This is a genomic window from Maribacter antarcticus DSM 21422, from assembly GCF_000621125.1.
Classification (GTDB): Bacteria; Bacteroidota; Bacteroidia; order Flavobacteriales; family Flavobacteriaceae; genus Maribacter; species Maribacter antarcticus.
This window is the reverse complement of sequence record NZ_JHZC01000009.1, coordinates 115,296-131,083: the sequence shown is the minus strand read 5'-3', so window position 1 is coordinate 131,083 and position 15,788 is coordinate 115,296. Positions and strand designations below refer to the sequence as shown.

The following is a 15,788-nucleotide window of genomic DNA, read 5'->3' as shown; positions in this document are numbered from 1 at the left end:
TCGTATTTTTCGTATGCAGTTGTAAATATATAGGTTGTAATACTTAACCTAAGCTTTCTAAAATTATCGCTGTACCGATTTTAGCTCCCTCCACGTAACAAACCGAATGTCTTCTCTATCAAATAGCAATTTGTTCTTTGGGTCGGTAAAAAAGTCGGTATCTATTTGTCGCCATTCATTTCCAAAATTGGGGTGGCCTGTTGTTACACCTTTCATTTCCATATCATCATAAGCAGAGTGAAGTAGAAGCACATTGAGTCCGGGAACCAGGTTGTCAGACGCTTTTGCATAGTATTCGCTTAGGGTGCCAGCTACAAATAGGTCGTAGTTGCCAATGTGTATTTTCTCCGTAGTTAAATCTTCTGGTTTTATGATTTGCGTTGGATTCAACCCAACCATAGAAAGTAACTCTCCGCTTACCATAGTGGGAAGTTTATAAGTTTTACCTAAATTTCTATATGCTTCAAAAAAGTCGGCATGTGCTCCAACACTATACATGTGAACATCTAAATGTGTTGGTTTTAATCCGAATTTCAATGCTTTTTGTACTTGCGCATCCAACTCCTTGGCTACATGTTTTGGCTTAGCATTCTTTTTAAGTTCTTCACGGGTTTTGTAGAAATGTCCGTTTTCATCTACCAAACTGGGTACTTCAGATAGGGGTAAAACGGGTCCGAATTTATACTTTTTCCACTCGCAGGTTAAGGTTAGGTGTATGCCATAATCAAATTTCGGGTTGTTCTTTGCAAAAACAGCGATTTCATAATACCAGGGGCAGGGTACCATAATACTGTAAGAATTTACGATTCCTGTTTCAAGGCAACGGATAGTAGCCCTGTTTTGTGAGTGTGAAAGTCCGGCATCGTCTGCGTGGATAATTAATAGTTTGGTATTTTCAGAATATCCTAGTTGTTGTGCAGTGTTCATTTTATGTAGATAATGTCTAAGATAACAAAATAGTGACGGTTTTTATCGGTTGTAGTTTACATTATGTAATAAGCTATTAAGAGGCCTTTTCGATTACTAGATTAGGCGTATTATATGAGAGTATTAAAGAAACACTTTGGTTGAAAATTAGAGAAGATTCACTCGTTTTATACCAAAGCACTTTGTTAGATTTTCATGATTTTTTCAACAATTCTATTAGCTGAATACACCGCGCCGTCCATATATCCTGAAAATTCTGGAGCTGATTCGGAGCTAGAAATAAACAATGTATTATCTAAATACGACTTGCTGAAAATTGAATTTCCGTTATTTTGATGCGGATAAAGAAAAGTATCACAGGGTTCAAATGTGTTTTTTTCTTTGCTCCAAACGCATTCTTCATAACTTGTAAATGCTGTAGCCCTGACACCAAATACTTTTTTTAGCTGGGTGATTACATTTTCGCGCCGCTCTGTATAGGTAAGATTCTTTAAGGATGAAGCTATAAATCCACAAAGTGCATATTTGGATCCTTCGTGATTGCTATGATCATATAATTCAGTGATTGGCCCAGAATTGCTGAATAAAGTGCCCGGTAAATTTCCTTGTCCCCAGAACGGTTGGTCATAGGTCAGGGCAATCTTAATGGAGTCTTCCATCCAAGTTTGTGTTTGTATTGCGATACCCATTAAATCAGCTGGTAGAAAAGGGTCAAACACAATATTTTTAGCCCATAATTTAGGAGGTATTGCTAAAATAACTGCATTACTCTTGAAGGTCTTTCCTGCACGTACTTCAACAGTATTTTTATTGATTTTTATATGGTTTACTGATTGATTAAAGAGGACATCAGTTGCGTCTAACTTATGAAGCAATGCGTGTATTAGACTGGATGTGCCACCAGAGATTCTGAAACTAGGTGCTTGGCTAGGGGTTTGAACCAACTGAGCAGGTGAAACTGTGGAGGTCTCATAAAATACAGTGTTATCCATACGTTGTTCAAAGTACTCGATTTCCAATTCCTCTAAAAGGCCTATTAACTGTTTATGTTGTCTAGTAAACCATGTGGCTCCCATTTCGACCGGTGCTTTGTTTGTTGCATACACCGTATTAATTCTTCCGCCAACCCTATTTCTTGCTTCTAATATTTTAAATGGAATACCTTCTTTCTTTAAAAGATAGCCAGTTAAAAGACCTGATAAACCAGCTCCAATTATTGTTATTGACATTTTGTAAAAATTATATTGGGTTGGTTATGTAGGGAATTGCTTGTTACGCTTAGGCTGTAATATTCCTTTATTCTGCTTAACATTCAAATAAATTATAGCCACTGTTATGTCTTCTTGAATTGATTCATTGTTTTTTATTTCACCTTGTTTAAGGTTTGTAAAGAAATGAAATCATGCCTTATGGTGTCTGATGAAACTTGCCAAAGTCTAAACCCCAAAGGACGACTATCAAAATTTTTGCTAGTGGTTTCACCACTAACTAGTTGAATGTTTTCATAATTGTTTATGACCAACTTATGAGTATGACCAGATAAGTAAGCGACAACATTGTTTTTCTTAAATAATTCTAATAGACTTTTCCTTTTAACCACGGGTATATTAAAATAATGCTCTTCTTCTTCGGGGAATTCAACATATAAAGGATAATGTCCAATAACAAATATGGGATACTGTCGATCTTTTTGAACCTTAAGTGTCTTTCTAAACCAGTTGTCATGTTTTTCTGACGCATTCTCAACATTTATTTTCCATAATTGAGTATTTGTCATGACAAACGAATAATTTTTATGCTGGAATTCGTAATAATCTCTTCCGATAGTTTTTCGGTAATAATTAAGTGTTGTGTCATTTGGGGTATTACCTACATCATGGTTTCCTGAAGCAACGTAGCAAGGTATCTTCAATCCTTTCATAATGTTTTTGAAATCAGAATATGAACTTTCATCAGCTTCATCAACAAGGTCTCCACATATTACTACAAAATCAGTATCAAGTGCATTTATTTGTGCAACAGCCTGTTCGAATGTTTTTAAATCATGCTCGTAACCTCCCATCCCCAATTGAGTATCGCATAATTGAACAAAGGTGAAAGGCTGCTGCTCTTTTTTTGCACAAGAAATGATGGACACAAGTAATACAATTATCGATATATAAATCTTCGTCCGTAAAATCATAATAATTTTTAAAGCAGCACTATGTGTAGTCTCTTTTATTTCCATGAATTCTTGGTTCAGATTAAATTTAGCGACCAGAAATGTTGCCTTCATAGTGCGGTAAGGTCGCTTACCCTTGAGTTCGCTATAATCTGTTATCATGTAAATATGAGTACGCTATAGTTCTACACCCTAAAATACACTTTTTCCATTAGAGCTATCCAGCATATGGTCGAGGAAAGTTTCTAAAAGGTATCTCCTTTCTATTTTCAAAAAGTGATATACAAAATCACTACGCTATTTTCCTTAATCGCAAACTGAGTAAGGCTTCAAAATACAAAGGAAAACAAAAAAAGGATGGCCATGTAGCCATCCTTTTGAAAATAAAATTAATGCGTTTATCAAGCCCTTGCCGTCAACGATTTAAAGAACACAAACCCAAAACCTAGGAACAACATAAAGTGGAATGGGAACAATCCAAAATCGTTTAAGGGTATAGCGCTGTACATGCCAAATAGGAAATAGACCATAAGTGCAAATTCCAAGATCATGTTTGGAGAAAGCTTTTTTGTTAGGTATTTGTTGCCTTTCCAGCTCTCTGTAATATTGTTGATATTGAATTTTGGAGTGCGTACAAATTCGCTTCTTTTCCCCATATGTCCTTCTAAAACGGCAATGGAGTTATGTAAGGAAAAACCCAAGGCTACAGAGAAAAAGGTAAAGAATATTTTAATATAATCTACAAAGTTATTAAATCCACTGCCTTGGATACTTTTATAGGTAAACCAATAGCATACGAAAAGTATAATGGTACTTACGATAAAGAAACTGGTGGCCTCAAAGACCCACCCTAAATGTCCGTAGGCGTTTTTGATATAGAGCATTGGAATGCTCAAAAATGCTACGATGAAGACACAAAGAAACATAGAGCTGTTTAGTAAATGCATGACACCATGAAATTTTGTTTTAAATGGAATATTTTTAGCCGTAATTACGCTCAAAACTGTTTTTCTAAAGTTTTCCGCGCCACCTTTATTCCAACGAAACTGCTGCGAACGTGCAGCACTAATTACCACAGGAAGTTCTGCAGGAGTTTCCACGTCTTCCAAGTACTTAAATTTCCAGTTCTTTAATTGTGCGCGATAGCTTAGATCTAAATCTTCGGTTAAGGTGTCTCCTTCCCAGTTACCAGCATCTAGTATGCAATCTTTTCTCCAAATACCTGCAGTGCCGTTGAAATTGATAAAATGTCCTTTAGCGTTGCGCCCTACTTGTTCTAAGGTAAAATGAGCATCTAAAGCAAAGGCTTGTATTTTTGTCAACGTGGAGTAATCGCGGTTGATATGGCCCCAACGGGTTTGTACTACCCCTATTTCTTTATCTTTAAAGTAGATAACAGTTTTCTTTAACCAATCTGGTGCTGGTAAAAAATCTGCATCAAAAATGGCGATAAATTCGCCCTTTGCAATTTTAAGGCCTTCTTTTAAAGCCCCAGCTTTGAAACCGCTTCTATCTGCTCTTCTGATATGCTGTATGTCTAAACCAGCTGCTTGTAATTTGACGATACTTGCGGCAGTATTAATAACAGTATCATCAGTAGAATCATCTAATACCTGAATCTCTAATTTACTCTTGGGGTATTCTATTTTGGCGATATTCTCTAACAAACGTTCCATAACATATTCCTCGTTGTACACGGGAAGCTGAATCGTTACAAAGGGTATTTCTTTTGGATCCAGTAGATTGAATTTAGGTGTTGTTTGATTCTTCCTTTTTTGCCCTAAATAGTTCACCAACAAATTCAACTGGGCCAAGCTATAAAAGAAAATCAATAGCAGCGAAATACCGTAAATAGCAATAATGATGTAAGCAATTGTTAGTCCCATGTTATTTAATGCTGTATTTGAAAATCCAACCCAATATTTTTATGCCGGCAAATATACTCCCTTTTACGGTACCGGACACTTTTGAAACACCTATTCTTTTTTTGTAACGTACTGGTACTTCGGTATATGTCATTTTTTTCTTCAAAATTTTCAATTGCATTTCTACCGTCCATCCGTAGGTCTTGTCCTGCATTTCTAATTCTTTGAGCTTTTCGTATTTAATAGCTCTAAAAGGACCTAAATCCGTAAATTTTGCACCAAAAAACAAACGCATTAAAATAGTAGCCAACCAGTTGCCAAAAATCTGCTGGGGGGTCATGGACCCTTCTTCGCGCAAACTTTTTTTTCTTGCACCAACTACAAAATCAAGATTTCTTTCTAAAATGGGAGCTATTACTTTATCTAGTTCCTCCGGATAATCAGAATAGTCTCCATCGATAAATACGATAATATCGGGTGCTTTGGACTTTTTTGCTATATAATCTAGACCACAAAGGCAGGCATACCCATAGCCTTTACGTTTCTCGGTTAGCACGGTAGCACGAGCTCTTTCTGCGTTTGCTGCTGTATCGTCTGTAGAATTATTATTTACTACAATAATTTCAGAAACTGTTTTAGGAAGCTCTTTTATCACACGCCCTATGGAATCTGCTTCGTTAAATGCAGGAATAATTACGTTGATATTCATCATTATTTTAGGTCAGAAACTGAATTTTCCTTTTTAAAGTCGCCGAAACTACTCCATTCCTTAATTCTCTTTCCATTGCTATATTTTTCAGCAGAAGCTAATTCGTTATCAATGTACTTTAGGCAATAGCCATTTTTCACTCCTTTATCTAATTGACATTTGTGGTTTATTCGTCCCTGCTTATCATAAAAGAGCCACCAATTTACTTTTTTATTATTTATGAAATGTCCTTCTTGGGTACGTACTCTGTTGGTATCATAGAAATACCAATACTTTTCTTTTTTACCGTATTCATAATGTCCTTGGGATGCTACTCTACCCGTATCATGATAATATCTCCAGTACCCGATTTGAACGTTGTAGCGAACCCAACCTTCTGATTTAACCTTACCATTGTCATGGTAGGTTTTTTCGTAGTTACCGTCTTCTGTCGACAATCCTGATATAAAAATAAATGCGAAGAGAATAAAGGTTTTTTGTAACACGGTTTTTTTTTAATAGGTCGAAGTTATTTAAAATTACTAACATTTGTCTTAAATACACGTTACCAACAAGTTTTTGAAGATGATACACAAGGCTAAAACAGGGCGATGTTATCTGTAGATTAAGTTGATTTTCCTAAATATTAAAAATTAGGTACTTTCGTCTAGAGATTATCCTCTCTTACCTACTTCTCATTCATTAATTCCATTAAATCAACATCATTACCTAAAAGTACTTGGGTAGGATTAATACGGCCTTTTTCAGGACCGTTCTCTAGTGTTAAAACTCCTCTCGGGCACACTGCTGAACAAACACCACAACCAACACAGCTTGAACGCACTATGTTTTCTCCTTTTTGTGCATAAGCGCGTACGTCTATTCCCATTTCGCAATAGGTAGAGCAATTGCCACAAGATATGCATTGTCCTCCATTAGTTGTGATTCTAAAGCGCGATTTAAATCGTTGTACAAAGCCCAAATAAGCGGCCAAGGGACAGCCGAATCTGCACCAGACCCTATTGCCGAAAATAGGATAGAACCCAGTGCCAATGACCCCTGCAAATATGGCTCCAACCAAAAGGCTATAGGTGTTCTGTACACTTGCTGTTTTTAGGCCTAAAACCGTCCCGGTTTCGGCAAAGAAGCTATACAGTGTTAGCCCTGTCATTACAACTGCGAAAACCAATACACTGTGCACAAGCCAGCGTTCGACTTTCCAAGAAAATAGCGATTTGCTAGAGTGCTGCCTATACGGGTCGCCTAAGGTCTCGGCCAGGCCACCACAACCACAGACCCAAGAACAATACCAACGCTTTCCAAAGAAATAGACCATTACAGGCACAATAACTAAGGTGAGAAAAACACCCCAAAATAATATAAATACCCCAATACCACCGCTGTTCAAGAGGGATTTTAAGTTCCATTGGAAAAAAAAATCATAGTCTAAAGGGAAAGCGTTTTTGAAATCATAGTACGGCATTTGTAGACGCACCATTATTTCTGGAATAAGAAAGGCAAATACGATTTGAAAAAATAATACTGATGAGGTGCGTACAATTTGATAGATGTTATGACGGTATTTTATATACATTCGAACGGCCATAACAGACATTACAGTACAGTACATAAATCCGTAAACGAACCAGTGCCCGGCAGGATTGCCACTTAAACTTTCGCTAATTGGGTCTACCAAATAGGTCCAGTTGATTGCATATTCCGATCTGAAATACAGCACAAGATAAAAGCTAACCAAAAAGAGGAAGACCATCCACGCTATCCACCCTTGGTTAGTGCTGCTTTGGTGGTAAATACCATCGTTTTTAACACCTTTTTGTCCTAATAATATAACATTCGGTAAAATGAATAGCAATGCTCCAATGATTCCTAGACCAAAGGTTAAAAACCAGAGTAGCCCTTTATTTTGCACTATAAAGCCAGTGCCAGATGTTTTGCCTAGCTCGGCAGCCATATCATGTGGGCCAATGTAGATAATTTTTTTATACTCCTTATTTTTACGATGTGTGGTATTCACCAATTCCAAAGCCTCCGTTATTTTGGGTGAAAAAGCCATCATACCTACAACCGATTGCCCTACGACATTGGTCTCTATTTCTGAAATAAATAATTTGCTTTTGATACCTTTGTTAGCTACAAACTTCTGGAAGGAATCTGGCGTGAGTTCATAGGTGCCAATAACGGGCAACACGGTAAATACCCCTAGCCCTATTAAAAAAATGATAAGCCCTATGTTTTTTATTATTTTCATCAGTTCCGTTGATTTTTTTATATCCGTTCTAGTGCTGAATTTATTTCAATAGAGGTAGATATTTATTTACCCTTTATGTTTCCAACCCATTGTCTAGAGTCAGGTTAAATGATAATTATTTATGCTTTACTAAAAATACGTTTCCAGCTTTTTTTCTTGGTGCTAATGTTCGTGCCTTGTTCTAAATTGTATTTTGCAACCACTTCTTCTTCGTACTGCTTGTAAAATTCTGGATCAAAATTGGCGTCTTTTAGGTACTCCATTACATACTCTATTGTTCTTTTTTCTGTTAGCCAACGGTCAAAAATTTCATGTCGCATGCGTATACCAAAGGTGTTGATGCCTAAGAATAACTTCGATTTTTTATCATAAGCCATAGTAATACATATTTTTTCTTTGTGATGTCGCCAATGAAAATGCTGCTCGCAGTCTTTTTTAGTCCGTTCGCTAAACACCCATCCGTAGGTCTGGTATTCTACATCTAAGAATTTAGCCGAGTTGAACCAATGCCCAGGAGCATATTCCGTTGGGTTACCGCATAACGTTTGTGCCAAAGCTTCGCCCATCATTCGGCCTGTGTACCAAACAGCTTCTATTGGGCGTCGGTTGCCAATTGCCTCATGCTGTTCCGCACAGTCCCCTATAGCGTATACGTTCTTCGCGCTAGTTTCCAAATGTCGGTTTACTTTTACGCCTCTTCCTAGTAGTATTCCAGAAGTTTTTAGAAAATCGATATTTGGTGTAACTCCTGCGGTTAAACCTACCACAGTACATTCTATAGTATCGCCTTTATCCGTTACTACCGCGGTTGCATTTCCGTTTTTATCGGCTATGATTTCTACAAGGTTGGTATCTAAACGCAAGTCAATATGGTGTTCTAAGATATGCTCGTTAATCAAGGCTGATTCTCCAGCAGGTAAAACACCGTTCCAGAAACTCTTTTCCCGCACCAAAAAAGTGACCGGTATTTTTCGACTACGAAGCATTTCTGCCATTTCTATACCTATAAGGCCGCCGCCCACAATAACCGCCCTTTTACAGATTTCCTTATTCGGTGCAATTTTTTCCAAATTATCCAAGTCTTGTTTGGAGTATAATCCCTGTACACCTTCTAAATCTTGACCTGGCCAGCCAAATTTATTTGGTTTGGACCCCGTTGCTATAACTAAGGTATCGTATGGGATTTCCTCGCCATTCGCCAATTGCACTGTTTTTACTAAAGTATCAACTTTTTCAACATATCCTTTAACCAAATCGATGCGGTTCTTTTCCCAGAACCAGTTTTCATAGGGTTGTGTATGTTCAAACTTCATGTGCCCCATATATACATACATGAGTGCGGTACGGGAGAAGAAATAATCTGTTTCTGCTGATATGATGGTTACTTTGTTATCGGAAAGTTTTCGTACATGTCTCGCTAAAGTAACTCCGGAAACCCCGTTTCCAATAATAACAATATGTTGCATAAAATGGTTTTCTTGTTCGTTGTGTCGTGTTTAAAGGTAATAACTTAACAGGTATCCTTTAATTTAGAAAGAATATAAATGCGTTACTGCTTTGTGATACTTCGTTATGACTTTTGTTTTGTTTTAAGATTTGTCTGAAAGCTGTATGGGCATAAAAATTGAAGGAAATATCTTAAAATAAGCATAAATAAATGGATACCTGTGTAGGGTTGCTGAATGAACTACGACAGAGTGCGGTGTACGGAACATATTAAAAGTGAGCACTATGAAATTTAATACCTTAAACCTATTCCTGTTGCTTTTTGTTGTAACAAACACTTCGGCACAGGAACTTTCTGATTTTTTTTCTAAGACAGATGGTTTTTTTAAAGCTAACGTAGTAGACGGAAGGGTAAAATACACTGCCATAAAAGAAAATCCGGCAGACTTGAAATCAATCTTGGAATCTGTAAAGGATATTTTCATACCAAAGACCGATGCTGCAAAATACCAAGCCTTTTGGATTAATGCCTACAATCTGCTGGTTATTGATGGTGTTGTTAATAACTATCCGTTAAAATCACCTTTGGATGTAGTTGGTTTCTTTGATAAGGCTGAGTATAACATTGGAGGAGAGAACATCACTTTGAACGATATAGAGAATAAGCTACTACGGGGCAATTTTCCGACCGAGGCACGGTTTCATTTTGTACTGGTTTGTGCCGGATTGGGTTGTCCGCCCATTATCAATACTGCTTACAAGCCGTCCTCTTTAGATGCCCAATTGCAAGAACAGACTATTTTGGCCTTGAATAATCCAAATTTTATCCAATTCAATAAGAATAAGGTCAAAATCTCCCAACTATTTGAATGGTACAAAGGTGATTTTGAGCTAAATGGTGATGTGGTACATTATATTAATACGTATAGAACTGAAAAACTACCCGAAAAAGTAAAGGTCTCCTATTACCCTTACGATTGGACCTTGAACGAAGTTAAATAATTAATCCAAATACCTATAAATGAAATTTTTACAAAGAAATCTAATTTTTGCGGGAATACTTTTGGTCTTTTTTGGCGGTATTGCACAAGATAGTCTACCCCAAAAAAGCAATATTCAGCAGTATACGCCGTCTAAGTTAATAGGAAAAGGGCAGTATGATTTAAAGTGGTTCAACAACTTGTATACGGAGACCGAAAGCACTTTTGCTTCTGGAACCCAGCCTAGACAAACCTTCTTCACTTCAACTTTGGAAGCGTATACGGGGGTTGGAAATTCTAACAAATGGAATGTTGGTTTTATTGCCAGGTTACGTTCTAACGTTATTAACGATAGGAGTACGCTTGATGTGTTTAAATTTGACGGCGAAGCAGGAACCGCCCGGTCAGGGTTGACAGCATTTGCTCCATCCATCAAGTTTGTCCCATTCGCATCTCTAAGTAATTTCAGTATACAAAGTTCTTTCTTTATTCCATTGATTGATAATGAGTCCGAAGATGGACTAGTGGCTGCAGGCTCCAGCAGATCACCCGTATTTTTGGAGCAGAATGGTTTTGTTTGGCAAAACAGATTATTTTATGATTATACATTTCCTAGGGACAAATGGCAAATATTTTCTGAATTGACGACAGAACTTAATTTTGGGAAAGCTTCAGTTCAAGATTCAAACGGCAATACCATAGATGGTAGTTTCGCGAATAATAGCCTAAACCTTAATCCCGGTATATTCTTAAGTTATTTTCCATCTAGCAATTTTACCGTCTTGGTTTTGGCGCAACACTCGCAGCGTTTGGATTTAGGGAACGAGTTTACTCAAGATTTTACTGCTTTGGGAGGTGGAGCAAAATATCAACTGACCGATGCCTTGAATCTTGAAGCGCTATACACTAATTTTGTACGCGGAAACAACACAGGTCTGGGACAAACCTTTAACCTAGGGTTAAGAGGTATTTTTTAACTAGTGATTTTAATCAGTATATAAATACCTAATTTAGAATCCATAAGTAGTTTCTATGAAAAGATTAGGGCTTTTATTTTTTTGTTGTTTACAGTATTGCTGTTCCGGTGAGGCGCAGAAAAAAATAAACGGAGTAAGTTTTGTAGCCTCAAGGGTTGCCGTTACGCAATCGCATGTAGATAAAGTGCTTAAAGTGAACGCCAATAGTGCGGCCGTAATGCCCTTTGGTTTTATGCGCGACATAGCCAATCCAGATATTATTTTTGATACGGACAGACAATGGTTCGGCGAAACGAAAAAAGGGGCTAAGCAGTATATAGAGCTATTACAAAAAAATGGAATTTCGGTAATGCTCAAACCTCAAATTTGGGTATGGAAGGGTGAGTTTACTGGAACCATTATGATGAAGTCCGAAGTACAATGGCAACAATTGGAAAATTCCTATGACGATTTTATACTCAACTATGCCCAGCTTGCCCAAGAAACCCAAGTGCCTATTTTCTGTATAGGTACCGAACTAGAGAAATTTGTAGAAAATAGACCTGAATATTGGCAGCGACTTATTATAAAAATCAGAAAAGTGTATGATGGAAAGTTGACGTACGCCGCTAATTGGGACGAGTATAAACGTACGCCCTTCTGGGTAACATTGGATTATATAGGTATCGATGCCTATTTTCCGCTTTCCGAAACCAAGACGCCTTCCGTTGCCGAACTACAGGAAGGCTGGCAGCGTTGGAAAGTTACGATTGCAGCAGTGGCAGCGATGAACCAAAGACCTGTATTGTTTACCGAGTTTGGTTATCGGAGTATAGATTATACGGCCAAAAAACCGTGGTTGGTTGATCGCACGGAGAAAGGTATTAATTTACGAGCTCAGGTAAATGCCAAAACTGCCATTTTTAAAGAATTTTGGAATGAAGAGTGGTTCGCTGGTGGTTATGTTTGGAAGTGGTTTATTGAACATGAAGAATCTGGCGGAGAAAAAGACAATAGGTTTACGCCCCAAAATAAACCTGCAGAACACGTAATCCGAGAATATTTCAGTAGTTATTTAGAACGTTAATTTTTGCCGCAGTTTGGTTCATTTTTTAATATGTAAACTTATGGCGATTTGTAAGTTCTGCCCCAAGTAACCGAACAATACTCTAATGAATAAAAGAGTTTTTTTTCTATTTGCATTTTCGCTCTGTTGTTTTTTAGGAGAGGGTCAGCAGGCTATGGTAACCAAAATGGAGGTTAAAGGAGCTAAGCGAACCAAAGTACCCTTCGTGGAAAAGCTTGCAACAATGCAGGAGGGAATGCCATTGGATTCCCTTCAAATGGAACAGGATATAACGCGACTGAAAAGATTACCGTCTATTTCTCATGCCTATTATCAGGTTTTTCCCTTGGAAAAAGAAAAGTATGAGGTGCACTATACCATTGAAGAAAACTTCACTTTAATTCCCTTTGCTAATCTTTTCAGTTCGGCCAATGATGATTTTGCTTTTAGGCTAGGGCTTCAAGAGTTTAATTTTTTAGGAAGAAACATAACCTTGGGTGGTTTTTACCAATTGGATGTTTTTGATTCTTATGGATTTAGCATAAGAGCTCCGTATTTGTTTTCAGACAAACTAGGCTTGGCTTTCAACTATAATGATTTTAACACGCAAGAGCCCGTATTTTTTTCAGAGGATACGGCAGATTATAGGTATAGAAATTCAGGATTTGAACTACTAGGACTTTATGAAATTAATTTTAGAAACAGAATAGAGATTGGATTTAGTTTTTTCACGGAAGACTACAATTACCTTTCAGGAGCAACAAGACCAAATGTACCCTTAACGTTGAATGTAGATAAACACCTCCTAAAGCTTATCTATGCTTATGAGGACATAGCTTATTTTTATCACTATTTAGACGGATTTAGAAGTAATCTTAATTTTCAATATGTGGGTAGTTCGGATGCTGCCTTACCAGATTTTTTGATAGGTTTTAATGATTTTAGCTATTATAAAAGAATTGGGAATCGCGGGAATTGGGCCAACAGACTGCGCTTGGGACTGGCAAGTAATGTTAATAGTCCCTTCGCTCCTTTTACCGTAGACAATAACTTGAATATAAGAGGTGTCGGGAATACCATAGATCGAGGCACTGGAGCTATTGTATTTAATACGGAATATCGTCATACCCTAGTGGATAAAAAGTGGTTTGTACTGCAGAGTAATGTTTTTATAGATGGCGGTTCTTGGCGAAATCCCGGTGGTAATTTTAGTGATTTTTTAGACAATGAAAACCTTCGAATTTATCCAGGCGTTGGACTCAGATTTATGCACAAGCGTATTTTCAACGCTATATTTAGAATAGATTATGGGTACGGAATCACAAAAGATAGCGCAAACGGAATTGTCTTTGGAATTGGTCAATATTTTTAACGATCTTTGATTAACCATAACTCTGCGATTAGTATGAAGATTAAATACCTCTTTTTATTTATTATTTTAGGTAGCTGCACGGCCCTATTTAGTCAGGGAACGTTAGATACCATAGTCGCCCAAAAAGGGGATGGTATTTTTTCTATTCTCAGAAAATCAGGGATTCATCCCGTAAAATATTATGTAGATTTTTTGGATTTGAATAAAGATGCAATCAAAGGTGCGAGCGAACTGTTGGTAGGCAGGAAATACATACTGCCCTATGCCCCTGATTCTTTCAAAAATATGGGGACATATATACAAATAGACGATGCGGAAGAGGCACCCGTTTTTGATGTCGACTTGGTTAAAATGAAGCAAAGGGATTCTACTTTAAAAAACACGGTATATTATCTTATCCAAACCGATAACAAAGCGGAAGACAACCAAGTTCAAACTCTAAACGACTTTACGGCAAAACTATCCAAGGATTTAATGGAACGAGGGGCAAGAGTCTACGTTTTACAAAAAAGTATTACGACTTTAGATAACAATAATGAGGAGGGTGGTGCTGAAAACGCGATTGCGGACTTGGGGGAACTTACGAGCATTGTCAATAAGAAATACTTGAAGCACAACGGTAGTTATCAAAGACTCTTGATGATAAAGGATGTAAGAAAGGATAAAAAGGGGATTACAATAACGATGCACCATTACGACAAAAGTGCTGATGGTCTAAGATTGGCAGAAAGTTTTAGGGATATCTTTACAAAGAACGCTATTGGAAGAATTAAAATCGACCAGGGTATTTCTCCATTTACCGACGAACTTAGTGTCTATCTGGCAAAAAATTTATTACCATCAGTAACGATTATGGATATTAACGGGGAACAAGATGGGATTAGTGTTCGTTCTGAAAAATTCTCCCTATCAGAGCTCATAACCAAGGGTATTCTACAGGACCATGCCAATCTAAATTTTATTGATTGATTTTAAATGACCGTTCCATGTTTTGGCATGAATTTTGTTTTTTTATTACCATGTTAAAAGCTGTGTTTATCAATAGTTTATTGTTTTTAAATATTGGTTTCTCGGCTATGGCACAAGATTCCTTAAAAACCGTTATTGCAGAAAAAGGGGACGGTATTCTTTCGCTCTTGCGGAAAAACGATGTAAGCCCCTATGATTATTATGATGATTTTATTAAATTGAATATAATAAACCTTAGGGATAGCGTCCACCTTTATGAAGGTAGGGTCTACCAAATCCCCAAAGTTGTGGTAAATCGTATTCAGCTAGTAGATTCTATTCAGTCCCAATCCAAAAAAACAAAGGATATAAAGAGCGAAGCGTTTGCCATTTTTGGCAACAAACATAAGAACGTAGTAGAAAAAAGTAAACGTTTAAAGGGTAATATCTACTATTTGGTTTCTGGACATGGGGGTCCGGATCCAGGTGCCATGGCCGTTTATGCTAAAAAAGCTATAGCTGAGGATGAGTATGCCTATGATATTACCTTACGTTTGGCTAAGGAGCTATTGGGGCATGGAGCTACGGTGTATATTATTATTAGGGACGAAAACGACGGTATACGCGATGACCGAATTTTAGAAATAGATAGGGATGAGCTAGCCTACCCTAAGGAAACAATTCCCTTGAACCAATTGGCACGATTAAAGCAACGGGTAACTATTATAAACGATTTGTATAACACCCATAAGGGAGCCTACCAACGTTTAATCGTTACTCATGTGGATAGCCGTAGCAAAGGTCAAAATATTGATGTGTTCTTTTACCATCATGAAAAAAGTACAAACGGAAAGAAATTAGCGGAAAGTATTCACAATACATTTCAGAAAAAATATAAAAAATACCAGCCCAATAGGACCTATGCAGGCACCTTTGGCCACCGGACGGAACTTTATTTGGTGCGAAAAACCTATCCTGCTATGGCATATATAGAAATTGGGAATATTAAGAACAAGAAAGATCAACGCCGTATTTTGGACCCTGACAACAGACAAGCACTTGCTAAATGGATTGGTGAAGGGGTATTGCTTGATTTTGAGGAGGAATAAG

The 15,788-nt window shown here is 37.4% G+C and carries 14 protein-coding genes; 6 read left to right on the top strand and 8 right to left on the bottom strand.

The annotated features are described in order from the left end of the window. Positions 1 to 63: 63 nt before the first annotated feature. From Q360_RS0110560 to Q360_RS0110525, 8 genes are all read right to left on the bottom strand, one after another. Positions 64 to 927 (bottom strand): polysaccharide deacetylase family protein, encoded by an 864-nt coding sequence (locus tag Q360_RS0110560; RefSeq protein WP_027077072.1) that lies wholly within the window; start codon positions 925 to 927, stop codon positions 64 to 66. 185 nt (positions 928 to 1,112) lie between these two features. Continuing rightward, on the bottom strand, positions 1,113 to 2,156 hold the full coding sequence (locus Q360_RS0110555) for a flavin monoamine oxidase family protein (RefSeq protein WP_027077071.1): 1,044 nt from the start codon (positions 2,154 to 2,156) through the stop codon (positions 1,113 to 1,115). A 134-nt stretch (positions 2,157 to 2,290) separates the two neighbouring features. Beyond that, positions 2,291 to 3,154, bottom strand: a complete 864-nt coding sequence (locus Q360_RS0110550; RefSeq protein WP_169734644.1) for a metallophosphoesterase — start codon at positions 3,152 to 3,154, stop codon at positions 2,291 to 2,293. Between the two features lie 335 nt (positions 3,155 to 3,489). Continuing rightward, on the bottom strand, positions 3,490 to 4,974 hold the full coding sequence (locus tag Q360_RS0110545) for a cellulose synthase family protein (protein ID WP_027077069.1): 1,485 nt from the start codon (positions 4,972 to 4,974) through the stop codon (positions 3,490 to 3,492). Between the two features lies 1 nt (position 4,975). After that, a complete protein-coding gene (locus Q360_RS0110540; protein WP_027077068.1) occupies positions 4,976 to 5,665 on the bottom strand; it encodes a glycosyltransferase family 2 protein in 690 nt (229 codons plus the stop codon). Further along, positions 5,665 to 6,147: a toxin-antitoxin system YwqK family antitoxin gene (locus tag Q360_RS0110535; RefSeq protein ID WP_027077067.1), complete on the bottom strand. Its 483-nt coding sequence runs from the start codon at positions 6,145 to 6,147 to the stop codon at positions 5,665 to 5,667. The genes Q360_RS0110540 and Q360_RS0110535 overlap by 1 nt, the downstream gene beginning before the upstream one ends. 182 nt (positions 6,148 to 6,329) lie before the next feature. After that, positions 6,330 to 7,910, bottom strand: coding sequence for a 4Fe-4S binding protein (locus tag Q360_RS0110530; RefSeq protein WP_027077066.1), 1,581 nt, complete (start codon positions 7,908 to 7,910; stop codon positions 6,330 to 6,332). Between the two features lie 119 nt (positions 7,911 to 8,029). After that, positions 8,030 to 9,376: an NAD(P)/FAD-dependent oxidoreductase gene (locus Q360_RS0110525; RefSeq protein WP_027077065.1), complete on the bottom strand. Its 1,347-nt coding sequence runs from the start codon at positions 9,374 to 9,376 to the stop codon at positions 8,030 to 8,032. Between the two features lie 265 nt (positions 9,377 to 9,641). Between Q360_RS0110525 and Q360_RS0110520 the strand changes: the two genes are divergently transcribed. The 6 genes from Q360_RS0110520 to Q360_RS0110495 all read left to right on the top strand — a co-directional run bounded on the left by Q360_RS0110520 (position 9,642) and on the right by Q360_RS0110495 (position 15,787). Further along, positions 9,642 to 10,358, top strand: coding sequence for a DUF547 domain-containing protein (locus tag Q360_RS0110520; protein WP_027077064.1), 717 nt, complete (start codon positions 9,642 to 9,644; stop codon positions 10,356 to 10,358). A gap of 19 nt (positions 10,359 to 10,377) precedes the next feature. Further along, a complete protein-coding gene (locus Q360_RS0110515) occupies positions 10,378 to 11,313 on the top strand; it encodes a hypothetical protein (RefSeq protein WP_027077063.1) in 936 nt (311 codons plus the stop codon). Positions 11,314 to 11,368: 55 nt separating this feature from the next. Beyond that, positions 11,369 to 12,379, top strand: coding sequence for a glycoside hydrolase family 113 (locus Q360_RS0110510; RefSeq protein ID WP_027077062.1), 1,011 nt, complete (start codon positions 11,369 to 11,371; stop codon positions 12,377 to 12,379). Between the two features lie 85 nt (positions 12,380 to 12,464). Next, positions 12,465 to 13,730, top strand: a complete 1,266-nt coding sequence (locus Q360_RS0110505) for a BamA/TamA family outer membrane protein (RefSeq protein ID WP_027077061.1) — start codon at positions 12,465 to 12,467, stop codon at positions 13,728 to 13,730. A 33-nt stretch (positions 13,731 to 13,763) separates the two neighbouring features. Further along, the gene (locus Q360_RS0110500; protein ID WP_027077060.1) at positions 13,764 to 14,699 is read left to right on the top strand and encodes a hypothetical protein; all 936 of its coding nucleotides are present in this window, start codon (positions 13,764 to 13,766) and stop codon (positions 14,697 to 14,699) included. A 50-nt stretch (positions 14,700 to 14,749) separates the two neighbouring features. Continuing rightward, positions 14,750 to 15,787, top strand: a complete 1,038-nt coding sequence (locus Q360_RS0110495) for an N-acetylmuramoyl-L-alanine amidase family protein (RefSeq protein WP_036195667.1) — start codon at positions 14,750 to 14,752, stop codon at positions 15,785 to 15,787. Position 15,788: the final 1 nt, after the last annotated feature.